The sequence below is a fragment of the Pseudomonas coronafaciens pv. oryzae str. 1_6 genome, from assembly GCF_000156995.2.
GTDB lineage: Bacteria > Pseudomonadota > Gammaproteobacteria > Pseudomonadales > Pseudomonadaceae > Aquipseudomonas > Aquipseudomonas tremae.
Genome location: NZ_CP046035.1, coordinates 2,670,951 through 2,694,663, shown reverse-complemented (window position 1 = coordinate 2,694,663; position 23,713 = coordinate 2,670,951). Strand labels below are relative to the sequence as shown.

The following is a 23,713-nucleotide window of genomic DNA, read 5'->3' as shown; positions in this document are numbered from 1 at the left end:
GGTTATTTTCCTTCTGCTGAAATTTGGGTCAGGCGGGCATGCAGCGCACGAAAAGCGATGCCGCGCTCATCCCCGAGAACAAAAGCCTTGACCCCGCGGGCTAGCCAGCGGGCGGCATCGCCGGGTTGCCGGGGAATGGTGCAATAGGCAACGCCTGCTGCCTGGGCGGCCTGCCAGGTATCGGACAAGGCTTGTTGCACATCGGGCTGATCGATCTGCCAGGGCATGCCCAGTGACTGCGACAGATCGGCCGCACCTTCGAGAATCATGTCCAGCCCCGGCACAGCGGCGATCTCGGCAGCGCGGCGCACGCCTTCAGCGCTTTCGATCATCGCCACAACCATGATTTGCTGGTTGGCGGCTTCGACGTACTGCGCCAGGCTGTGTTTGCCGAACGAGCCGGGACGCCCGGCATTCAGGCTACGGCGGCCCAGCGGGTGGTACTTGCAGGCTGTGATGGCGTCCGCCAGTTGCTCCGGGCTCTCGATCATCGGCAAAACAATGCCCTGCGCGCCGCCATCGAGCAGGCGCAGCAGGGTTTTGGGATTGAGATCGGCGACCCGTACCAGCGGCGTAAGGCCGTAGCTTTCTGCCACACGGATCATGTTTTCCACGGTTTCCGGGTTGATCAGCACGTGCTCCATGTCGATGATCACGAAGTCGAAACCGGCCTCGGCGATCAGTTCGATGGCTGCCGGCGCTGGAATCGAACTGATCAGTCCGTACACGGGTTGGCCGTTGCCGAGTTTGCTCTTGAGCGTATTGGTCCTCAGCATCATTGTGGCCTGTGCGCATGCAGCGGGTTGGGCACCGAGCGGAAACGCCGCTCGCCATCGCCCAGCAGGCGGCGCTTGGTCAGCTCTTCCACTTCATAGGTGGGCGCAAACACGTCGAACAGCGCAAAACGCTCACGGTGTTGCGGGTGCGCCTGCTGGTACTCGATGATCGCATCAGCGGTCATCTGCCAGAACACGGACTCGTCCAGCTGATATTGCTGGCGCAGGAAAATCGCCATTTCTGCCAGGCAGATGAAGAAGAAACAGTCGCAGGAAAAATCACGCACTGCATTCACGTCATCGGTGATGATGAACGAGTTGCGATTGAGCTTCGCGTGGCTTTCAGGCAACGGAACCAGTTCGGGACACAGTTCAGGGCGCCCCAGATGAGCCGGCGAATAACGTACGCCGTCATGGAAGTCCTTGAGGGCGATACGCTGCGGCCAGCCCTGCTTGACGATCAGCACGATGTTCTGGCCGTGGGACTCCATGCCGATGCCTTCGGCGTAAAGCATGTGAATGATCGGTGGCACGGTAACTTGCAACAGTTGACGGGTCCATTCCTTGAGGCCGTACTGGCTGATCCAGGCATCAATGAAAGGTGCCTGCTCGCCGACGCCATAGCGGTTTTCCACATGGCTCAGGCCATTGAACGGTACCGCCTGTTCATCGTCCTTGAGGTACTGGTGCAGGCTTTCGCGCCATATCGCGCCCAGCGTGCCGTAAGTCTGCGCCGAACGTGATTCCGGCAGGTGGCGATAGTCGTAACTGACACCCGCTACTTCGCCAAGAATCACGAAGTCCAGCGCTTTTGCAGTGTTGTCAGTGGCGATCAAGTGGTGCAGCCAGTCAGTGATGATCGGTCCGTTCAGCACTGTGTGCCGCGCCAGGATCCGTGTGCTGGAGGTGTTGGTCATGCTCATCGCCAGCTTGACGTAGGGCCGCTTTGGCTGGCTGGCGTTGGCCAGCGTGCGGATCGATTGCTGCGCTTTGTAGAGGTCGGCCGAAGTGCCCAGATAAATCAGCTCGCCGCTGGCCAGTTCCGGGAAGAAGGTCGACACCGTCGTGTTGTCCCACTGCCACGGGTGGACCGGCATCAACTGATAGTCATCGATCGATTTGCCTCGCGCAGCCAGTTCATTGGCAAACTCCTGCCATTGCTTCGCCCCCAGCTCGTCGCGAATAAACGCCTGCAAATCCATACGTCGCGAATGGCCAACCGAAGCGCTCGACTTGGCAACCGCCAACCATACCACGGCGAAAGGTGTGGCAAATTCAGGCCCGTAATTGCGGTTGTCGGCCAGGGAAAATCCGATTCGCGACTTGTAGCACGGGTGGTAGCTGTGGGCGTCCATGAAATGCTGTTCCAGCCCATCCACATCCAGCTCGTGGGCGGGTCTGTCGGGGTGATAACCCTGATTGCGCGCTTGCAAGTCCTTGAGCTGGGTCTGTTCTATTTCCTGAATGAAGCGCGCCAGATGCGGGCTGCCCTTGAACGGCGCGAGCAACTCGCTTAGGGCCAGGTGCAGGTCCGGTGTCGAGCGCTGGCCTGCACTGTCGAAGCGCTCAAGACTGGCGTGATCCAGACGGATCAGTTCGAAGCTGGTGCTGAGCAGGCCTTTGCAGCGGTATTCCACGCCATCACCAAGCGGGACGACGAAGCGATGTTGATGCTCGCCCAGCGGCTCGCAACGGTAAGGCAGCGCTGCTTCGTACAGCAGGGTTTGCAGCAGTTGCCCGATAACCCGGCGCTGTACTTTTTCGTAACGCGCGGTGTCGATATCGGCCAGCCAGGCGCCGGTGGCCTTCGTAGTCGGTGCGGTGTGACGTTGCAGCGGTAATGGGGTCGCCATGTTCATACCTCGAACGGAAAATTATCGGGGTTCAAGCGCGTCGGGCCTGGCCTCGATGCGCTCGTCGTTAAGGGGGAAACGCCAGGCACAGGGCAGTGCCAGCAGGATCAGTACGCCGGTGACAATGAACACTTCACTGATGGCCGACGGCGTGGCGCTCGGCCCTGCCGAATTGAGGCGAAATTCCAGCCAGAGAGAGGCAATGACAATTGCCAGCGATGCAACAAGGCGGCGGGAGATGTTGTTCATCGCGGCGCCCTGAGTGACCATCGGTTCTGGCAATGCATTCAGCCCCGCAGTCGTCACCGGCATGTAGGAAAGCCCGAGGCCTGCGCCACGCACCATCATCAGCATGAACACTATGCCAATCGATGCATCGGCATTGAGCATGCCCAGCGCCAGAGTCGCCAAACCGGTGAGCAGCAGACCGATCGCGACCACCGCGCGCGGGCCGTGCCGGTCCAGCGCCTTGCCGCCCCACTGCCCGAACAGGCTGGCGAACGCAGCGGTGCACAGCAGAGCCAGGCCGGTCCAGATCGGGTTGTAACCGAGTACGCTCTGGACCAGCAGTGGCAGCAGCACCAGACACTCGAACATGCCCACCGATTGCACCACAGCAACGATCACGCTCAACCGGTAGCCGCGCAGGTTGAACAGACGCAGATTGAGCAGCGGCGCTTCACGACGCAGTTCCAAGCGGACAAAAGCAATCAGGCAGCCCACGGCGACCAGCGCCATGCCCTGATTGAGTGGGTCAAGCAGCGCTTCGGCGTGGTGCATGCGGCTGATGGCGATCATCAACAGGCCAATACCCGACGCAATCAGCAGGTAACCGATCAAATCAAACGGCTTGCGTTCGGCTGGCTCCGAGTCAGGCAGCACGCCGACGCCCATCAGCAATGCAAGCAGGCCGATGGGCACATTCATCAGGAACAGCGAGCGCCAGCTAAACCATTCCAGCAACAGGCTGCCGCACAGCGGACCGAGCGCAGGCGCAAGCATCACCGCTGCGCTCCACAGCCCGGTCACTCTGCCCCGTTCGTGCTTTTCGTAGACCGAGAAAATGATCGCCAGCGACAAGGGAATCAGCAGCCCGCTGGCTACACCCTGCACCACCCGAGCAGTGATCACCAACGCGATGGAGCTCGCCAGCGCACCCAGCAAAGAGCCACCAACGAACAGCGCCACACCCCAGAGGTAAAGGCGTTTGCGCCCGATGCGCTGACTGAGAAAGCTGGTCAGCGGCATGGTCATGCCCATACTGGTCATGAACCCGGCGACGATCCAGGTGGCCAGCAACGGGCCGATCTGAAACGCCTCCATAAAGGTTGGCAGCGCCGGGTTGAGCGAGCTGTTGCTAAGGCTGACCGTCAGGGTACCGAACAGTACGTTGATCACCACCCAGCTGCGGGGGACGTTCAGACTCATTTGCTGACCCGTTGGCCGTTACGCACGAAGTGCTGTAGCGGTCGTGGATGGCAGAGAAAGTCGGCGTGCGAGATGTTGTAGCCATAGGCACCCGCCATCGGCAGGACCAGCAGGTCGCCGATATTCACGTTCTTGAGGGGCTGGCGTCTGCTGAGCACATCCTTTGGCGTACACAACTGGCCGACGACGGTGTACGCCTGTTCGGACGGCGCCGCTGTCGGTGGTACGCTCGGTAAATGAATGACTGGATGATCGTGGCCTTGCGCGACCGGCAGACGAAACTGGTGAGTACCGCCCCGGCATACCAGAAAATGCTCGCCGTGGCTGGTTTTGCTGTCCAGCACCTCAATAACGTAGTAGCCGCAGTAGGCGCTGATGAAGCGTCCCGGCTCGAAACGCAGGATCGGCGCGTCGCTGTGCTCGGCCAGACGTTTTTCCAGGTAGCGACACAGGCGCTGCCAGTCGAACTGCTGACTGTTCAGGTAATCGACGCCAATGCCGCCACCGACGTTGAAATGGGTCAACTGATCAGGGTAGCGGGCCAGAGCCTTCCAGGCCTGCCAGCGCTGCAGGTAGAAGTCCAGCAACTGCTCGTGGCGTTCGACCGACATCTGATGTGACATTGCGTGTACATGAAAGCCTTTGAGCGTCAGGTGCGAGGCACTGTCCACAAGGCTTACGGCCTGGGTCAGGTCCGCCTCGTCGATACCGAACGGGGTTGCTGTACCGGCCATCGCCAGCTTGCTCGATTGCTCTGCCGGCAGGTGTGGATTGATGCGGATGAACACCGGCTGCACGCGACCTGTCTCTTCAGCCAGATGTTGCAGACGCTGGATTTCGTTGAGGCTTTCAAGGTGAACGGCTTCAACCTTGTTGAGCAGCGCCGAACGCAGGTCCGAATCGAGTTTGCCAGGGCCGGAAAACACGTAGGGCTTGCGCGTCGGGCAAGCCATGACCCGCTCGATCTCGCCTCCTGAGGAAATCTCGAAACCGCTGACCAGCGGCGCCAGGGTTTCCAGCATCAACGCTTCGCTGTTGGCTTTGATCGCGTAATACAACTCCACGCCAGCGGGTAACGCCGCCATGACCTCGCGGACATGCTGCTGCAGCGCGTCCAGATCGTAAATGAACGTGGCCAATGGGTCGCTTTCGAGCCCTCGGACTTCGTGAATGGCGGCCAGCACGGTTTCCGGCAATTTATGCATAGCGAGCCTCCTTGTCCTTGCCCCACGGTGACGCAAGGCGCACGTAATTGGCCTCGCGATCAGCCTTGGCGGCCAGACGGACCTTGAGGTTGGTCTTGCAGGCAATCGACTGCCCCGCGATCAGTGCGTCCAGCTCTGGCGCAGGCAGCACCAACTCGTCACGGATGCTTTGTAACTGCTGTTCGACTTTGTGCCACATCAGCGGCGCCAGATGTGGTCGCTCCCAGCTCAGGGCCAGTACGGCTTCCGACAGGTTGTTGATCAGCAGGCAATACGTGATGCGGTTCCAGCCTTGTTCGCGGGTATAGAGCAACGACTGGCGAATGCGTGGGTGCAGGCCGACCTGAATCGCCTTGATGCCCAGTTCGTCGGTCAGCTTGACGCCTTCGAAGTCACGCAACAGCAACTGCTGCGGCTGGCCGTTATCGTGAATCAGTACTGCGTTCTGCAGATGCGGCTCCATTACCACGCCATGATTGAAGAACAACGCCATGACCGGGCGCAGCAACAGCGCCTGATAGGCGTCGAACCAGTTCAGCAGATGCTCGTCCTCAAGTTCGCCGCCGTTGAACGTCTGGAGAAAGTCATGCACCAGCGGGCGTGAGCGCAAATCGCGCGCAAACAGCGTGCCTGCCATGACGCTGCAATCAGCTCCGGAGCGACGGCAGAAATTCTCCCGCAGGATCGCGCCGGTCTGCTCTCGAAACCAGTGGCCGTCAGTCTCGCTAACCCCTTTTGGCGCCCAGCTCATCGAACCGGGTTCGGCGACGGTAGACAGTCCGCCCAGCGTATCCGGGCAGGTCTGCTGCAGGCGCTGAAACAAATCGTCGATGATCAGCGTGCTTTCCAGCTCGTACCAAGCGTTCTTCCTGACACAGTTGGTAATGCGCACATTCAGCGACCCCTTGATGAAGTAGTCGTGGCCCTCGATGTACCAGGTGCGCATGGATGCGGTCGGGCTGGCCAGTAAGCCGCTGGCGCCGAGATCCGAGATATCTCCCAGTTCGAGCAAACGCTGCACGCGACGGTCCTGCATGAACAGCTGCGCCTGCACCGGATGCATGCAGATCAACGCATGGCCGGGCCGGGCCCGTGACTGATCGGCAAAGCCTGCCATGACCTGCGCTTCACTCAGGCCATTGGCGGTGATCCGCAGCCCCTCCAGCGGGACTTCAAACAGGTGCAGCGCGGTCTGCGCCTGGAATTCCGGCGCGTAGGTTTCCTGTGCCAGGTGTGCAGGCCAGAGCCTGGCCTTGGGCGCCGGATGGTTAGGGTGGCCGAACCACAAGCCCTGCTCGCTGGCCAGGTAGCCGCTCAATGGCGCCGGGTGCTGCCCCGTCATGTTGTGCGCCACGATGGCAGCGGTCAGGTGCTGGCTTTGCAGGACCTGGTCCAGCAGCTCATCATTGCTGGCCCGGGTCATGTGCTCGCACGCGCTGAGCAATTGCTGGACGAATTCGGCAAAAGCCAGGCAGCGCCAGGTGGTGTTGCCGTTCCGGGCGTAGACGTCGGAAAGGTAGCGATGACTGCCCAGACGGTCGCGGCGGTCAACCAGCACGAAGAACTGCTGTTGGTTGGGCAGGCTGATGGTGAGCGGAATGCCTTTCCATTGGCCGCCGTCGACGAAACTGCCTGGGGCAATACCCTGCATGCCCTCGGGCCACGTGTAATGAAGGCAGTTCTCGGGCAGTGCAAACTCCTTGATCAGGCAGTTGAGTAATGCACGAGTGGTTGCCAGCTCGCTCACCATGTTTGATAAAACGGTGCGATCGGTATTAGTCATGTCTGCTCCACAGTTGCTTTGCGCTGACTGTTTAAGTGACCTTGTAACTGGGTTGACGCCGCAACAAGTGACGGGGTGTCGATAATCGGACACTCGGACAACTTGTCGATAGAGACTGGCAGGTCGGCATGGCGACCATTGCGAGTCAATGAAGTAAGCACGATGAGTTTCCGCGGCCTAAAGTTGTCTTTATTTGCGCAATTGAGACAGTGCAGCCTTCAGGGCTTCTTCAAAGCGCTGGATCACCAGTTGGCATTGCTCTTCGGTAATAATCAGCGGCGGCAATAACCGGATTACATTGCCATTCCGACCTCCGCGTTCAAGCAGCAACCCCTGTTTGAAACAGTGCTGCTGGATGACCACCGCCAATTCCGGGTCCATCGGGAAACTGCCGAGACGATCGGCCGGTTTCCGCTCGTCGACAATTTCGATGCCCAACATCAGCCCGCGTCCCCGCACCTGCCCCATGGCCGGGTAGCGTTGCTGCAAAATACCCAGTTGCTCCTTGAGCCATTGACCGCGCTTTGCGGCCTGAGCCGGCAGGTTTTGCCGTTGCAGCACCTCAAGTGTCGCAAGGCCGGTGGCCATCGCCATCTGATTGCCACGGAAGGTGCCTGCATGATTGCCCGGTGCCCAGGCATCGAACTCGCGTTTGAAACCGAGCACTGCCAGCGGCAAACCGCCACCGACCGCCTTGGACATGACGATGACGTCGGGTTCGATTCCCGCGTGCTCGAAGGCAAACATCTTGCCGGTGCGACCAAAGCCTGCCTGCACTTCATCGAGAATCAGCAGAATGCCGTGCTTGCGGGTCACCTCGCGAATCTGTTGCAGCCACGCGGCTGGGGCTGGATTGACACCGCCCTCGCCCTGCACGGCCTCAAGAATCACGGCTGCAGGCAGCGACACGCCGCTCTCGACGTCTTCGATGAATTGCGTGAAGTAATAACTCAGTGCCTCCGCACCTGCCTCCCCGCCAATGCCCAGCGGGCAACGGTATTCATGCGGGTACGGCAGGAACTGCACGCCAGGCATCAGGTTGGCGACCGCATTTTTCGGCGCTGTGTTACCCGTCAGCGCCAAGGCACCGTGGGTCATGCCGTGGTATGCGCCGGAAAAGCTGATGATGTTGTGCCGCCCGGTGGCGGTTTTGGCCAGTTTGATGGCCGCTTCGACAGCATCGGCACCGGACGGTCCACAGAATTGCAGGCAGTAATCGCGACCTTGCCCCGGCAACAGGCCCAGCAGGGTTTCACTGAAGGCGTCCTTGACTGCTGTGGTCAGGTCCAGTGTGTGCATCGGCATGCCCGAGGTCAGGAAGCTGTCGAGACTGGCCATTATCGCTTCATGGTTGTGACCCAGCGCCAGTGTTCCCGCGCCAGCCAGGCAGTCGAGATAGGTGGTACCTTCTACATCGGTGACCCATACGCCATGTGCCTTGGCGATCGCCAGCGGCAACTTTCGCGGGTAACTTCTTACATTGGATTCAAACTTGCTTTGCCTGTCCAGATAATTGGCATTGGTTTTCTGCGACGAAGTAGAGTGCAATAAGCCATCATTCAACATCTGTTAACCCTCGCTAAATTCTGGATGCAAATTATTATCATTTCCGAAAAAGTGCAACCCGTTGTTTCGAAAAAAGATGAAATTTAAATGAACATGGCAACGTCTTTTTAACAAATACCCGGGCACGCAAATACACCGATATTCATGTCGGTATAATTCAAAATGCCAGCATCAAAACAGCTGTTTTTTATAAGGCATTTATCTATTAAAAGAAGCCAATGGAATAACAGCAACGCTGTAAGGTTTTATTAATTGATCCTGTCACCCGGCCAGTCTAGTGTTTGTCCGGTACGGCCCTTCCCTGGGCCATTTGCTGAAATCAGAAGCCGATGGTCGCCGAGAGCAAGTAGGTTCTCGGCGTCGACAGCGTGAGGCCCGGCTCGCTGTCATCCGACGCTCCGGCCGAACTCCAGTAGTATTTGTTCATTACGTTCTCGACGTTGGCCCGCAGCGTGATGTCCTTCTGATCGACTTTGAAGGCATACCGTGCGCCTACGTCGAAACGTTCGGAAGAATCGATGCTTTTGCTGTTGGCCTGGTCCAGGTATTGCGAACTGGTGTAGATACCCCGTCCGGTCAGGGTTAGGCCCTGAACGCTCGGCACGTCCCATTCCGCACCCAGATTCACGTTGTACTCCGGGGTGGCCGGCGCACGGTTGCCATCAAACGTGCCGTTGACGGTGTTGGTCAGCTCGCTGTCGATGTACATCACGCCGCCCAGCAGGCGGAAGCCCTTGAGTGGTTCGCCGAACATGGTTAGCTCGACACCGTCGTTGCGGCGCTTGCCATTCGGGCCAAAGACCCTGGAAGCAGTGTTGGTTTCGTACGCTGGCTGCTTGATACGGAACACCGCAGCGGTGAAGGCGAACGACCCCAGGTCATACTTGGCCCCGACTTCGACCTGACGGCTGACGAATGGCGGGAATATCTGGTCTTCATTAATAGAGGTCGAAGGAGCGATCTTGCCCTGGCTCAGGCCTTCCATGTAGTTGGCGTACACCGACAGGTCGTCGGTGACCTTGTACAGAATGCCGCCGGATGGCGAGACCTTTTCCTCGTCGTAAGCAGTGTCACCTTTCACGCCGTTGGTCCAGTCGTCGACCTTGACGCGCTGCCAGCGCGCTCCGAGGGTCAGCAAGAGTCGGTCCTCAAAAAAGCCCAGCGTATCGGTCAATGCCACACCGCTGAACCGGTTTTCGGTATAGACCTTATCGTCCAGGCGTGTCGGATTGGCGGGCGTCGGGGTGTCGACCGGGTCATACAGATTGCTGGGTGAGGCTGCATAACGGGCGCCACCATTTTCGAAGTCCATATAGAAATAGCTGGCCGCCAGGTTCACTTCGTGACTTACCGGCCCGGTATTGAACCAGTTGCGCACTCCGGCGTTAGCCGTGCGTACGTTTTCGTCACGGGTGAAGTCGCGCGGCTGGACGCTGAAATCGCCCGCATCATTGGTAACCGATACTGCATGGCGAAGAAACTCGTGGTTACTTTTTCGAGCCCCTACGCCGCCATACAGCATGACCGAATCGCTGACATCATATTCGGCATTGATCGCGCCAAAAGTATCCCTGGTACGTGCCTTGCTCCATGACTGCGCGTAGTTGTCGCGTACGTCATTAGCATTGGGCACCTTGGCGTTGGCGCCGACCTGCACACGCTCCTGCGGGGCATCGGTATCGCGCTCGGTGTGACCGATGTCCGTTGACAGTCGCAACCGCTCGCCACGGAAGTCCAGACCCAGCACAGCCATGTCGCGATCGACGCTCTGGTGATCCCATTCCGTATCGCCAGACTGCTTCACGCCATTGAAACGAATCCCGAACTTGTCGTCTTCACCGAAGCGCCGGGCCACGTCCACAGCTGCACCCGCCTGCCCTTTGGAAGCATAACTGGTGGTAATTTCGGTAATGGGCTTGTCCGTCGCGCGCTTGGGAACCACGTTGATACCGCCACCAACACTGCCACGCGGAGAGATGCCATTGATCATCTGGCTAGGCCCCTTGAGGATGTCTACCCGGTCAGCCATTTCCATGTCGATGGTGTAGGTCGGCAGGATGCCGTACAGCCCGTTGTAGGAAACGTCACTGTTGAACAGGCTGAAGCCGCGAATGGTGAACTGTTCGTAACGCCCGCCTGCCGGGTTGGTGGAACGCACCGACGGGTCGCTGGCGATGAGGTCGCCCAGGGTACGGGCCTGCTGGTTTTTCACCGCCTCCCTGGTGTAGGTGGTCATGCTGAACGGCGTTTCCATGAAGTCCCTGGAACCGAGCATCCCTTGCGAGCCTTTGCGCGCAACCTGGCCGCCGGCATAGTCCTGACCGTCCGTGGAGCCGGTGTCGCCCACAATCGAAGTGGGTGCGAGCTGCAGGCCAGCCCCCTGCGGCGCCGGAATCAGTGTGTATGCCTGCTCGCCGACCGGCACCAGTTGCAGGCCGGAACCTTGCAGCAGGCGCGCAAAACCTTCTTCAACGGCGAAGTCGCCGCTCAAACCGGCACTGTTGCGGCCGTTTACCAGTGCAGGGTCTACCGACAGATTGACCCCGGCCTGACCGGCGAAACGGGTCAGCGCGGCACTCAGGCTACCTGCAGGGACTTCATAGGCGCGCTTGCCGGACGACTCCGCCCAACTTGCCGAAATGAACAATGGGCTGGAACTCAATGTCAGCAACAGGCTGAAATGCAACAGCGGACGCAAACGGTAGGGAGAAACTGCGGACATGGAAGGAAGCTCTCATATTTGTTCACTTACCTGAAATGACAGGCGAGACGAAAAAAAGGGACAGGCTTCACGCATTATTTTTTATAGGAATGTTTTTTCGAGGCACCAGCGTGACCCAATAGCGGGTCCGCATCTGGACGTCCACCGGCAAGCTGGCGGCCAGCAGTGAAAGTACCCGGTCAGTGTCGTCAACCCTGAAACTGCCGGTCACTCGCAAGGTCTCAAGCGCCGGTTCCCAGCGCAGCAAGCCGGGCCGATAACGACCAAGCTCACGCAGGAAGTCGCCCAACGACTGATTTTGAGCGCTCAGTACACCGTCGCGCCAGCCAGGCAACATGGCATCGAAAGCACTGACAGGCCCTGCTCCGTTTTGCTGCAGGTTCAGCTGTTGCCGGGCGCGCAAAGTCAGTGAAGGCCCCTGTGCGGGATGTATCTGTACAGCACCGCTGACAACTGACACCTGGCAGTCGTTCTCGTTGAGCCGTATGCAGACTTCGCTCTGACTGACAACGATACGCCCGTAAGGCCCCTCGACAGTCAATGCTGCCCTGCCCGGCACCGTGAGTGACATTTCTCCACGCACTAGCTTGATTTGCCGGCCAGTCAGATCGACATTTACTGCGCTGTCAGTGTTCAGCTGCAACATACTGCCGTCAGCCAGCGATATGCGTTTGTGCTCACCAATCGAGGTTTGCAGGTCGGCGCGCCATACATCCAGCGGCAACTGTCGCCCCAGCAACCAGACCGCCGGAACCAGCGTGACGGCGCCCAGCGCTCTTTTCAGGGCTGCTCGCCGCGCCTTGTCAGGCCGATCGAGCGTCGCCATGGCCACATGGCTGGGCAGCCCCGAAAAACGTTGCCTGAGCTGTTGCGCCTTTTGCCAGGCGCGTTCGTTGCTGGTCGAGCTGTCGCGCCAGTGCTGCAACATGGCGTGATCTGCTTCGTTGGCACCGCCGGACTCCAGCAGGGCCAGCCATTGGGCTGCCCGGCGTACGACCTCGCGTTCTTCGTTCGAAGGCGCGGAGCGAATCACCAGTCCACCAGCAGACAGTGCTCGTAGGCTTGCGCCATGTAGCGTTTGACAGTGCGTTCGGACACCTGCAGGCGCTCGGCAATTTCGCGGTACCCCAGGCCTTCGAGCTGACTCCAGAGAAATGCACGACGTACCACGGCCGGCAGGCCATCGAGCAGCTCGTCCAGCGCCTGAAGGGTTTCGAGCAGCAGCCAGCGCTGCTCGGGAGACGGCACGCTTTCTTCAGGCAATTGCGCCAGAGCCTCCAGGTACGCCTGCTCAAGACTGCGTCGGGTGTAGAAGTTGCTTAGCAGGCGTTTGCCCACGGTCAGCAAATAAGCGCGCGGCTCCTGCATGTCGGCGATCTGCTGCGAGCTGGACAGCACGCGCAGGAACGTATCCTGACTCAGGTCCGCAGCATCCCAGGCATTGCCCATGCGTTTACGCAGCCAGCTTTCGAGCCAGCCATGATGGTCGCGGTACAGAGAATGCAGGGTTTGCGGAGACAGGGTCGCTGTGTCAATCATGACAAGAGCCTTGAGCGGTGAGTGCGCCAAATGAGACTGATTCTAATTAGTGTTATATCCCGAGTCCATGCTCTTTTTTGCAGAATGCCCATTGCCGTTGCGGAAAACAGGCGTCATTGGACCGCAAGGCGTTGATTCGCGGCGTGTAAGAGCGATCTTTTGAGCCAAAGAAAGATATGCCGCAGGCCCCTGCCGAGCTGATACTGGACACCTATCGGGTAGCCAGAATACGTTTCCAGTTATTACAATAATCAGTTACAGGAGCACCGGCATGAACCAGCCTGCGCAGCTCACAACCCCTACAGCGTCTTCCGTTCCGGCGCTGGCCGAGCTGCTTGATGCTACGCTGAAGGCCTGTGCAAGGTGTTGCTCGGCGGCATTGAACTCGGTCAGCAGATGCCTGTGCTCTTCGGCGTCAAGAATCGACAGGTTGTTCAGCGTCAGTGGCCAGTTCTGCTCGAGCGTGTGTACAAGGTGTTCCAGGGTGGTTTGCATCCAGCACGCCACACTTCGAATACAGCGATGATCCGGCCTTTTACAGGCGACTGGCCCGCCTGGTGTCCTCCACCGGCTGTGCGACCTTCGCCGGTCAGATGCTCAAGAGCCTTCCGACATGCTGCTGCCGCTGCTCGGGCAACATGCGCAGAGCCTTGCGCAGCAGGCAAGCCTGCAATACACCGGGAGCGAGACCGAGGCAGGTTCTCTGGATCCGGTTTTCAGCATCAAGCTGGCGCAGGAAGCCGTGACACTTTCGGCACGGGAACAGGAGGTGTGCATAGGGTTGCTGACAGGCGGCACAGTGTCCCAGATGGCTCAGCGACTGAAGGTCAAGAACAGCTCGGTGGAGACCTACCTAAAGCGCGCCACCGCCAAACTGGGTGTCAGCGGCAGGCACGGCCTTGCCCGGTGGATAGCTGAACGTTTAAAGGTACGCCAAGGGTTCAGGGAGGCCCGCAAAGGCCTCTCTCACCGAGCTGATTAAGTTTTCAGTCCAAGCGAAACGCAATCACGCTGTCGCCCAGTGTCGTGCCCAGCGAACCGTGCCCGCCAGCGGCGATAATCACATATTGCTTGCCGTCGCTCCCTCGGTAGGCCGACGGCGTGGCTTGACCGCCGGCCGGCAATTCGTGCTCCCACAGCAATTCGCCGGTATTGACGTCGTAGGCACGAATGAAGTCATCCGCAGTTGCCCCGTGAAATATCACCCCTCCTGCCGTGAGCAATGGTCCGCCATGCGCAACCATGCCCATCTGAAAGCCGATGGGGAAACGCTCCTGCATAAAAGTAGTCTTGAGGTTTTTGGTGGTGCCCACCCGGCGTATCCACTCGGTCTTGGCAGTGCTCAGGTCCACACCGGCCATGCGTCCCCACGGTGGCGCGTTACAGGGGATGCCAAGCCCGGACGCAAGCCGGGAAATACGAACGGCGTAGTCTCCCTCGAAATTTTCGTTCCAGTACGGCTTGCCTTCTTGAGTGAACAGACGTTTTTCTCCCGCATCCCCGGGGCGCTTGATCAGGTTATAGACGTACGCCAGATGTACCGGCGCGGCCACCAGCAGCTGGCGGTCAGGGTCGACGGCAACCGCTCCCCAGTTGAACACCCCAATGTTGCCGGGGTATATCAATGAGCCCGACTCGGTGGCTGGCGTCCACGGATTGCCGTCATAGCGAAGCTTGTTATAGGTGATCCGGCAGGCCATCTGGTCAAAAGGCGTCACCCCCCACATGGACTTCTCGGTCAGTGCGGGTGGAATGAAATTGAGTCGGGAAACCGGCTGGGTCGCTGCGAAGCGCTCGCCCGCCACGCCCCCGCCAGTGCCGACCCGCACCTCATCGACAGGCACAATCGGTATACCTGTCAGTCGATTGAGCACGAAGATATTGCCGACTTTGGTGGGCAACACCACTGCCGGTTGCCTGCTGTCTTCGGGACCCAGCTCCAGGAGCGAAGGCTGCGATGGGTTATCGCGGTCCCAGAGGTCATTGTGCGAGGTCTGGAATTTCCAGCGAAATGCGCCTGTGTGCAGGTCCAGCGCAACCAGCGCGTCCCGGTATTTCTCGGTATTGCTGCCCAGGTCCCTGCGGGTGCCGGTCTCATCCGGCGAAGCATTGCCAAACGGCACGTACACCAGGCCATTCTTGACATCGGCACTCAGGGTCGCCCAAGCGACCGGCGTGTCCTGGGGATATTGGCGATCAGTTGCCAACGGTCGGGTGTCGCCCGGATTCTGCGGGTCGAAGTTCCAGACTAATTGGCCCGTCAACACGTTAAAGGCGCGAATCACTCCGGACGGATTGCCGGAATCGTAACCGTTGTCCATGACCGAGCTGCCAATCACAATCAGGTCGCCTGCAATCAATGGCGCGGAGGTCTGCATCAGTGCGTGCGGGCGAAGGGTGCCCATGCTGACGCCGAGATCGATGACTCCATCGGCGCCGAAATCGCTGCAACGTTGGCCGGTGTCCGCATCAAGAGCCACCAGCTTCGCGTCGGCGGTGGCCGTGATAATGCGCTTTCCGCACTGCGTCGGCTGATTCGAGCGGCTAGCGGAATAATAGCTGACGCCGCGGCAGGTCTGGTGTTGCTGCAGGTAAGAGCGGGTCTTCTCTGGCACATACTTCCATGCCAACGCTCCGGTCTGCGGGTTCAGCGCATGCACCTCGTTATGCGCGGTACACACGTATACCCGGTCATTGACCTTCAGCGGGGTGGCCTCAAAGGTGTACTCGCCCGCATCCTTGTCCGCATCGCGCAGGTCGCCGGTGTGATACTCCCAGGCAACAGACAGCTTGCCGACTGTCTGAGGGGTTATCTGATCAAGACCAGAGAATCGTTGTCCGGCATTGGTGCCGCCATAAGCCACCCAATCATCCCCTGCCGTTTCAGTACTGCGTGCCACTGCTGTCGTATTGATCTGGCCCTTGAACGGGTACGGATCATAGGCCATCAGTACTACAACGATTATGAACATCACGCCCAGCGTACCGCCCAGAAACGGATGAAAACGACGGTTATCGAGGGCTGTTTGGGCTTTATAGAGAGGGCGGACCACCCAAGGCATTGCCAGCCACAACCCGATCAATGCAAACAGGTCGCCGCGGGGAATCCACTGCCATTTGTCGAAGCCAACTTCGTAGACGATCCAGACCAGAACCCCCCACATGAGCGACGCATACAGGGTGAGCGCCGATTTTCTTTTGCAGAACAGCAGAACAGCTGTCGCCAGCAGCCCCAGAGCAATGATCGAGTAGGCCGGGGAGCCTCCAACGGCCACTAGCTGGGCGCCCATGTAGAGAAGAATCAAGCTCAGTATCGCCAGTGCGACACCTGTCACTTTCAGAATCATTGCCGTCGCCCTGTCTTGTTATGAAGTCCCTATTTGCAGTGCTTGCGACAGCCCGTAATTGTGAATGGTTCATCACCCTTTGCGCGTTGCGTCATCCAGCGCAAGGATGGTATGCGCATTGGTGACCGTCGTGGCCAGTGTGTTGATCACTCCCGAGCGCAGTGCCCCTAGCGTGGCGGCAGCCTTGGTATTTTCACTGGCAATGGCCACCACATCCGGAATGCGTAACAGCTCCTGAACGGTCAGCCCTATCACCCTGCCCTGTATAGCGTTGACCGCAGGCTGCCCGTGAATATCAATAAAGTCATAACCCATCATGTCTCCCACGGTGCCGGATAACCTGGCCTGGGCGATTTCCTGCGGCGAGAACCAGCCCATGCGCACCATGTTGCTGTTTTCGCTCATGTCACCGATACCGATCAGGGCCATATCGGCCCGGCGCGCACGATCGAGGGTCGAGCGCACCGTGTCGTTGCTGATCAGCACGCTGCGCAACTCCGGGTTGGCGACCAGCGCCGGGGCGTAAAGGCTTTCACTTTCGCCGCCGAAACGCAGCGCCAGGCGACGGCAGATGTGGTCCGGGTTCATGTATTCGCCTGCTTTGAGCGAACCGCCAATGGCGCAGACAAATGTGCAATTGCGCGTCACCGGCAAAAACACGTTGTCTGCCACTGCGCCCACGTTGCGGCCCATTCCTACCGCGACAATCATGCCGTCGCTCAGGGTTTTGTTGAGGTAATTGGCCACCAGGCTGGCCACCGCCGAGCGCTGGGTATCCGGATCGCTGTGATCAACCGCGATCAGCGCACGATCAAGCTCGAAGCGCTCCACCAGCGCCTGTTCAAGTTCGTTATTCATGGCCGGATGCTGCAGCACCCGCACCTCGACAATCCCTTCATCGCGTGCACGCTTGAGCAGACGGCTGACTTTCGCGCGTGACAGGTCGAAACGTTTGGCGATGGCTTCCTGAGTGACGTTCTCAAGGTAGTAAAGCATTGCGACTTCGGTCATCAGATCGATATCGCTGGCCATGCGCTGGGTACTGTCACTCATGTGGAGAGGCTTCCGTTTCGGCATCAAAGGCGCATTCTCCCTACTCCCGCCCTGTCTCGTCCACTACTGATGGCCGTCACGCTCGATGGCATTGATGCGCTCGACCTTGGCTCCGGAGCGTGCAGCCTCGAACTCCGATTCCAGAAATGATTTGACGATGCTTTTCGCCAGCTCCGCACCTATCACCCGCGCACCGACCGAGAGAATTTGCGCATCGTTGCTTTTGCGCGCGCGCTCGGCCGAATAGGTGTCATGGGCCTGAGCGGCACGAATGCCGAACACCTTGTTGGCGGATATGGCCATGCCTATTCCGGTACCGCAAACCAGTACACCGAGCCTTTGCTGGCCTGCATTGATGGCCGTTGCGACTGCCAGGGCGATGTCCGGATAAAGCACCGCCGCGGTTGAGTGGGTGCCGAAATCGGTTACCGGGTAACCCAGTGACTCGATATGGCGTTTCAACAGTTCTTTGAGTTCGTAACCCGCTTCGTCACATCCGATAGCCACCGGGAAAGGTGTGTTCATGGCGTCTGGCTCCGCTGCCGTGGTCGCTCAAGCTCGACCAAATGTTCATTCGGTGAAATTCCGATCAGTTATTTCTCGAGCATTACGGTCAGTCTGTCAAGCGAGATTTGCGTGAATACAGGGCTATAGTCGCAAAGACAAGTCAATCGCGCACTTTTCACACGCTATGAAACTTTTAAGTGAAAGAGATTGACTGATCAGAATTTCATTTGATACACATATGCTCACTGAGCAACACGTCAGTACATCTAATAAGAAATTCACAGCACGAGGACACGCCGATGGCCAAGCCATTACTGCTCCAGGCTGAACAGGTCACCAAGGCCTATGCCGGCATACCTGCCCTGCGTGACGGCCGTCTTTCGCTGCGCGCTGGCAGCGTGCATGCCCTGTGCGGCGGGAATGGCGCGGGCAAATCGACCTTCCTCAGCATCCTCATGGGCATCACTCAGCGCGACTCAGGCACCATCCTGCTCAACGGCGAACCGGTGCAGTTCAATCGCCCCGGCGAGGCTCTCGCTGCAGGCATCGCGATGATCACCCAAGAGCTTGAACCCATCCCCTTCATGACCGTCGCGGAAAACATCTGGCTGGGCCGCGAACCGCGCAGGGCGGGTTGTATCGTCGATAGCAAGGCGCTTAATCGACGCACCCGCGAGCTGCTGGAAGAACTCGAATTCGACGTCGACGCCACCAGCCCCATGTACCGCCTGAGTGTGGCGCAGATACAGCTGGTGGAAATCGCCAAGGCATTCAGCCATGACTGTCAGGTGATGATCATGGACGAGCCCACCTCGGCCATCGGCGAGCGCGAGGCGCAAACCCTGTTCAAGGCTATCCGCCGAATGACCGCACGGGGCGCGGGGATTATCTATGTATCCCACCGCCTCAGCGAACTGGCGCAAATCGCCGATGATTACAGCATCTTTCGCGACGGGGCCTTTGTCGAAAGCGGGCGCATGGCCGATATCGATCGCGCACACCTGGTGCGCGGCATTGTCGGCCAAGAGCTGCAGCGTATCGATCACAAGGCAGGGCGGGACTGCGCCGCCGAATGCTGCCTGGACGTAGACAGCCTGAGCCGGAACGGCGAATTCCAGGACATCAGCCTGCAACTGCGTCACGGCGAGATTCTGGGCATCTACGGCCTGATGGGCTCCGGACGCAGCGAATTCCTCAATTGCATCTACGGCCTGACCACGCCTGACGCAGGTCGCGTGACCCTGCAGGGCAAACCCATGCCGATCGGCCTGCCCAAAGCGACTATTCGGGCCGGCATGTCTCTGGTTACCGAGGACCGCAAAGACAGTGGCCTGGTACTCAGCGGCAGCATCCTCTCGAATATCGCGCTGTCGGCTTACCGGCAGCTGTCGAGCTGGTCGCTGATCAATGCGCGCAAGGAACAACAGCTGGCAGAAGACATGGTCAAGCGCCTGCAGATCAAGACAACCTCGCTGGACCTGCCCGTCTCATCCATGAGCGGAGGCAACCAGCAGAAAGTGGTGCTAGCCAAATGCCTCTCCACGCAGCCGGTATGCCTGCTCTGTGACGAACCGACCCGAGGCATCGACGAAGGCGCCAAACAAGAGATCTATCACCTGCTGGACCAGTTCGTGCGCGCGGGCGGGGCCGCCATTGTGGTGTCTTCAGAGGCCCCGGAGCTGTTGCGCCTGAGTGACCGTATCGCCGTATTCAAAGGTGGCAGGCTGGTGACCATCAGCAGCGATGCCGATCTTTCCCAGGAAGCCCTGCTGAGTCTCGCCTCATGAATAGCAAAACCATCATTGCGCCCGCCACTGCCGAACCGCGCAGCCTGCTGCGTCTGTCCCTGGACCGTTTCGGACTGCCACTGGTGTTCATCCTGCTCTGCCTGGTGATGACCTTTGCCAGCGAGTACTTCATGACCTGGCGAAACTGGATGGACATCCTGCGCCAGACGTCGATCAACGGCATTCTCGCGGTCGGCATGACCTACGTGATCCTGACCAAGGGCATTGACCTGTCGGTGGGCTCGATTCTGGCCTTCGCCGGGTTGTGCAGCGCACTGGTGGCCACCCAGGGCTATGGCCTGCTGGCGGCGGTCAGCGCCGGGATGTTCGCTGGTGCGATGCTGGGAGTGGTCAACGGCTTTATGGTCGCCAACCTCTCGATACCGCCATTCGTTGCCACGCTGGGCATGCTCAGCATCGCGCGCGGCATGACGTTCATTCTCAACGACGGCAGCCCGGTCACCGACCTGCCTGAAGAGTATTTGGCGCTGGGCATCGGCAAGCTTGGCCCGATCGGTGTGCCGATCATCATCTTCGCTGTGGTTGCGCTGATCTTCTGGATGGTGCTGCGCTACACCACCTACGGTCGCTATGTGTATGCCGTCGGCGGCAACGAAAAGAGCGCGCGCACCTCCGGGATCGGCGTGCGCAAGGTGATGTTTTCAGTCTACGTGGTGTCCGGGCTGCTGGCGGGGCTGGCAGGTGTGGTGTTGTCGGCACGGACCACGTCCGCCCTGCCCCAGGCCGGCATGTCCTACGAACTGGACGCCATTGCAGCGGTGGTCATCGGCGGCACCAGCTTGTCCGGGGGCACTGGCAGCATCGTCGGCACGCTGTTCGGCGCCCTGCTGATCGGCGTCATCAACAACGGCCTCAACCTGTTGGGTGTGTCTTCCTATTACCAACAGGTCGCCAAGGGCCTGATCATCGTGTTCGCAGTACTGATCGACGTGTGGCGCAAGAAAAAACGCTAGCTGCTTTTCCTCTGAATGACCGACTGACTAAAACAATAACGAGGTGCTCATCATGAAATTCGGTAAATCCCTCGCCGCTGTCGCGGCGCTCTCCCTGCTTGCCAGCAGTATCACCCTGGCCGCCGATGGCAAGACCTACAAGATCGGTGCGGCGGTTTATGGCCTCAAGGGGCAGTTCATGCAGAACTGGGTCCGCGAGCTCAAGCAGCATCCGGCGGTCAAGGACGGCACCGTGCAGATCACCGTATTCGATGGCAACTACGATGCGCTGACCCAGAACAACCAGATCGAAACCATGATCACTCAGCATTACGACGCGATCATTTTCGTACCCATCGACACCAAGGCAGGAATCGGCACCGTGGCCCGGGCGATGGAGAGCGACATCCCGGTCATCGCCTCGAATACACGTGTCGCCAGCGCCAAGGTGCCTTACGTCGGCAACGACGATGTCGAGGGCGGGCGGCTTCAGGCGCAGGCAATGGTCGACAAGCTCAAGGGCAAAGGCAACGTGGTGATCATCCAGGGGCCGATTGGGCAGTCGGCACAGATCGACCGCGAAAAGGGCGAGATGGAGGTACTCAAGCAACACCCTGACATCAAGATCATCGAGATGAAAACCGCAAACTGGTCGCGCGCCGAAGCCTTGGCACTGACTGAAGACTGGCTCAACGCTCACCCGAACGGCGGCATCTCGGGGATTATTTCGCAGAACGACGACATGGCGCTCGGCGCCCTGCAGGCGGTCAAGTCCCGCAACCTGAAGCCTGAAGACGTGCCCATCACCTCCATCGACGGCATGCCTGATGCGATTCAGGCGGCTAAAAAGAACGAAATCACCACATTCCTGCAGGACGCCCAAGCCCAGTCCCAGGGCGCGCTTGACGTCGCCCTTCGTGCATTGGCCGGCAAGGACTACAGGCCGAAGTCGGTGATCTGGGATCGCTACGCCAAGGACGTGAAATGGGGTGACGGAACCGACAAGAACTACATCCTGCCCTGGGTGCCGGTCACCGATGCCAACGCCGATGCGCTATACAAACAGGTCAGTGGTGGCAAGTAACTCAAGCGTCCTGGCGCAGATCTGTGACGCAGAGCGTCACGAAAGGCATTCCCACGCGCCAGCGTGAGAGCGCAGTTCTGGATGCTCTGCGTCCGATCTTGAGTGTGCGGTAAAGCATGGATTTGTGACGCAGAGCGTCCCGAATCATCAATCAACCAGCGCTAAAGGAGTAATTTTCATGTCCGAGTTCTGGAACAAGGCGTTCGATCTCAAGGGGCGCTGTGCTGTCATCACCGGCGGAGCCGCCGGCATCGGTCTGGCCTGCGCGCGCCTGTTGGTCGAGCATGGCGCTCGTGTGGCGCTGCTGGACCGTGACCCTGCGGTGGCTGAAGTGGCTGCCAACCTCGGCAGCGGCCACATCGGTATCGCAGTCGATCTGCGCCAGCTCGATCAGGTCAACAGCACTATCGACACTGTATTCGAGCATTTCAAACGTCTCGATTATCTGGTCAACAGCGCTGGCGTCGCGCTGCTCGACAAGGCTGTCGATGTTACCGAAGACGCCTGGGACACCACCCTCGACATCAACCTCAAGGCCAGCTTCTTCGTTGCTCAGGCGTGCGCCCGACACATGCTGGTCCAAGGCAACGGACGTATTGTCAACCTCGCCTCCCAGGCCGCCGTTATTGGTCTTGACCGACATGTCGCTTACTGCGCAAGCAAGGCTGCGGTGGTCGGCATGACCAAGGTGCTGGCGATGGAGTGGGCACCGCACATCAACGTCAACGCGATCTCCCCCACCATCGTCGAAACCGCGCTGGGCAAGAAAGCCTGGGCCGGTGAAGTCGGCGAGCGCGCCAAAACACAGATCCCGGCGGGACGCTTCGCTCAACCAGAAGAAATAGCCGGGCTGGCACTGTACCTGCTCAGCGACGCGGCCAGCATGATCACCGGTGAAAACGTAGTGATCGACGGCGGCTACAGCATCCAGTAACTCACTTTTCTGTTGCGAGGTTTCTCGTCATGTCCACTGTTACCGAACGCACTGCCGAACAGCTTTCCCCCGTCATACCGACCACCATGCAGGCGGTGGTCTGCTATGGACCGGAAGATTACCGACTGGAAACCGTCGACGTGCCGACGCCTGGCCCTGATGAAATCCTCACCAAGGTCGAGCTATGCGGGATTTGCATGGGCGACATCAAGACCTATCGCGGTGCGCCATCGTTCTGGGGCGATGCCGAGCAGCCGCGCTACGTCAAACCACCGATGATTCCGGGCCATGAGTTCGTCTGCCGAGTGGTTGCACTCGGACCGGGAGCGGAAAAGCGTGGTGTGCAGGTCGGTGACCGGGTTATTTCCGAACAGATTGTGCCGTGCTGGGGCTGCCGCTTCTGCAACCACGGTCAGTACTGGATGTGTCAGAAGCACGACCTCTACGGCTTCCAGAACAACGTACAGGGCGCAATGGCGCAGTACATGATTTTCACCAAAGAGGGCATCGTCCACAAAGTCCCGGACTCTATTGCCCCGGACGAAGCCATTCTGATCGAACCCCTCGCCTGCTCCCTGCACGCAGCCGAACGGGCCGACGTCGATTTCGATGACATCGTGGTCGTAGCCGGGGCTGGTACGCTGGGGCTCGGGATCATCGGGGCGGTTCGCATGCGCAATCCGAAAAAACTCATCGTGCTCGACATGAAACCGGAACGCGCCGCCCTGGCGTTACGCATGGGTGCTGACGAAGTGTGGAACCCGGCCGAAGTCGACGTGCTGGCGAAAATCCGCGAAATCACCGACGGCTACGGCTGCGATATCTATATAGAAGCCACGGGGCACCACAAGGCCGTCAATCAGGGCCTGGCGATGCTGCGCAAACTGGGACGTTTCGTCGAGTTCAGTGTGTTCAACGACGAAGCCACGGTGGACTGGTCGATCATCGGCGACCGAAAGGAGCTGGACGTGCTGGGCTCGCATCTGGGGCCTTACATGTACCCGCGGGCCATCGATTTTATCGGCAACCGCAAGATCGACATGCGCGACGTGGTCACGCACAAGTTCGCCCTGGCGGACTTCAAGGAAGCCTTTGCTGTCATGGAGCGCGGCGACAAGTCATTAAAAGTGGTACTGGAGCCCTGATCCGCATGCGTCTCATAAAAACAACACAGGA

18 protein-coding genes and 1 pseudogene are annotated in these 23,713 nt (G+C 59.3%); 6 read left to right on the top strand and 13 right to left on the bottom strand.

From position 1 onward, the window contains the following. Positions 1-2 precede the first annotated feature (2 nt). From POR16_RS12190 to POR16_RS12145, 10 genes are all read right to left on the bottom strand, one after another. Positions 3-776 (bottom strand): HpcH/HpaI aldolase family protein, encoded by a 774-nt coding sequence (locus POR16_RS12190; protein WP_005886945.1) that lies wholly within the window; start codon positions 774-776, stop codon positions 3-5. Next, entirely contained in the window at positions 776-2,629 is a 1,854-nt protein-coding gene (locus tag POR16_RS12185) for an IucA/IucC family protein (protein ID WP_005886947.1), read from the bottom strand. The genes POR16_RS12190 and POR16_RS12185 overlap by 1 nt, the downstream gene beginning before the upstream one ends. A gap of 21 nt (positions 2,630-2,650) precedes the next feature. After that, complete coding sequence (locus POR16_RS12180; protein ID WP_005886949.1) at positions 2,651-4,057, bottom strand: DHA2 family efflux MFS transporter permease subunit; 1,407 nt, start codon at positions 4,055-4,057, stop codon at positions 2,651-2,653. Beyond that, the gene (locus POR16_RS12175; protein WP_005886951.1) at positions 4,054-5,262 is read right to left on the bottom strand and encodes a type III PLP-dependent enzyme; all 1,209 of its coding nucleotides are present in this window, start codon (positions 5,260-5,262) and stop codon (positions 4,054-4,056) included. The genes POR16_RS12180 and POR16_RS12175 overlap by 4 nt, the downstream gene beginning before the upstream one ends. After that, positions 5,255-7,045 (bottom strand): IucA/IucC family protein, encoded by a 1,791-nt coding sequence (locus POR16_RS12170; RefSeq protein WP_005886952.1) that lies wholly within the window; start codon positions 7,043-7,045, stop codon positions 5,255-5,257. Before POR16_RS12170 ends, POR16_RS12175 begins: the two co-directional genes overlap by 8 nt. A 189-nt stretch (positions 7,046-7,234) precedes the next feature. Next, positions 7,235-8,611 (bottom strand): diaminobutyrate--2-oxoglutarate transaminase, encoded by a 1,377-nt coding sequence (locus POR16_RS12165; RefSeq protein ID WP_024671537.1) that lies wholly within the window; start codon positions 8,609-8,611, stop codon positions 7,235-7,237. A 319-nt stretch (positions 8,612-8,930) separates the two neighbouring features. Then, positions 8,931-11,333, bottom strand: a complete 2,403-nt coding sequence (locus POR16_RS12160) for a TonB-dependent receptor (protein ID WP_005886958.1) — start codon at positions 11,331-11,333, stop codon at positions 8,931-8,933. Between the two features lie 67 nt (positions 11,334-11,400). After that, positions 11,401-12,366: a FecR domain-containing protein gene (locus tag POR16_RS12155; RefSeq protein WP_005886960.1), complete on the bottom strand. Its 966-nt coding sequence runs from the start codon at positions 12,364-12,366 to the stop codon at positions 11,401-11,403. Then, a complete protein-coding gene (locus POR16_RS12150; RefSeq protein ID WP_005886962.1) occupies positions 12,363-12,872 on the bottom strand; it encodes a sigma-70 family RNA polymerase sigma factor in 510 nt (169 codons plus the stop codon). Before POR16_RS12150 ends, POR16_RS12155 begins: the two co-directional genes overlap by 4 nt. 255 nt (positions 12,873-13,127) lie before the next feature. Continuing rightward, a complete protein-coding gene (locus POR16_RS12145; protein WP_005886964.1) occupies positions 13,128-13,367 on the bottom strand; it encodes a hypothetical protein in 240 nt (79 codons plus the stop codon). Positions 13,368-13,479: 112 nt separating this feature from the next. Here POR16_RS12145 and POR16_RS12140 point away from each other — a divergent pair. Further along, positions 13,480-13,788 (top strand): annotated as a pseudogene (locus tag POR16_RS12140) (helix-turn-helix transcriptional regulator); the annotation flags it as partial. 70 nt (positions 13,789-13,858) lie between these two features. On the opposite strand, the gene POR16_RS12135 reads toward POR16_RS12140, so the two are convergent. The 3 genes from POR16_RS12135 to rpiB all read right to left on the bottom strand — a co-directional run bounded on the left by POR16_RS12135 (position 13,859) and on the right by rpiB (position 17,797). Then, a complete protein-coding gene (locus tag POR16_RS12135; RefSeq protein WP_122381301.1) occupies positions 13,859-16,219 on the bottom strand; it encodes a membrane-bound PQQ-dependent dehydrogenase, glucose/quinate/shikimate family in 2,361 nt (786 codons plus the stop codon). 72 nt (positions 16,220-16,291) lie between these two features. Then, on the bottom strand, positions 16,292-17,272 hold the full coding sequence (locus tag POR16_RS12130; RefSeq protein ID WP_005886971.1) for a sugar-binding transcriptional regulator: 981 nt from the start codon (positions 17,270-17,272) through the stop codon (positions 16,292-16,294). A 63-nt stretch (positions 17,273-17,335) separates the two neighbouring features. Beyond that, positions 17,336-17,797 carry a ribose 5-phosphate isomerase B gene (gene rpiB / locus POR16_RS12125; protein WP_005886973.1) on the bottom strand — a complete coding sequence of 154 codons (462 nt, stop codon included), beginning with the start codon at positions 17,795-17,797 and terminating at the stop codon, positions 17,336-17,338. A 281-nt stretch (positions 17,798-18,078) separates the two neighbouring features. On the opposite strand from rpiB, the gene POR16_RS12120 reads away from it, so the two are divergent. From POR16_RS12120 to POR16_RS12095, 5 genes are all read left to right on the top strand, one after another. Beyond that, positions 18,079-19,566 carry a sugar ABC transporter ATP-binding protein gene (locus POR16_RS12120; protein ID WP_122381302.1) on the top strand — a complete coding sequence of 496 codons (1,488 nt, stop codon included), beginning with the start codon at positions 18,079-18,081 and terminating at the stop codon, positions 19,564-19,566. Further along, the gene (locus POR16_RS12115) at positions 19,563-20,540 is read left to right on the top strand and encodes an ABC transporter permease (RefSeq protein WP_005886979.1); all 978 of its coding nucleotides are present in this window, start codon (positions 19,563-19,565) and stop codon (positions 20,538-20,540) included. Before POR16_RS12120 ends, POR16_RS12115 begins: the two co-directional genes overlap by 4 nt. Before the next feature lie 52 nt (positions 20,541-20,592). Then, the gene (locus tag POR16_RS12110) at positions 20,593-21,603 is read left to right on the top strand and encodes a substrate-binding domain-containing protein (protein ID WP_005886980.1); all 1,011 of its coding nucleotides are present in this window, start codon (positions 20,593-20,595) and stop codon (positions 21,601-21,603) included. Between the two features lie 178 nt (positions 21,604-21,781). After that, complete coding sequence (locus tag POR16_RS12100; RefSeq protein ID WP_005886983.1) at positions 21,782-22,537, top strand: SDR family oxidoreductase; 756 nt, start codon at positions 21,782-21,784, stop codon at positions 22,535-22,537. A 29-nt stretch (positions 22,538-22,566) separates the two neighbouring features. Beyond that, a complete protein-coding gene (locus tag POR16_RS12095; RefSeq protein WP_024671530.1) occupies positions 22,567-23,682 on the top strand; it encodes an MDR/zinc-dependent alcohol dehydrogenase-like family protein in 1,116 nt (371 codons plus the stop codon). Positions 23,683-23,713 lie beyond the last annotated feature (31 nt).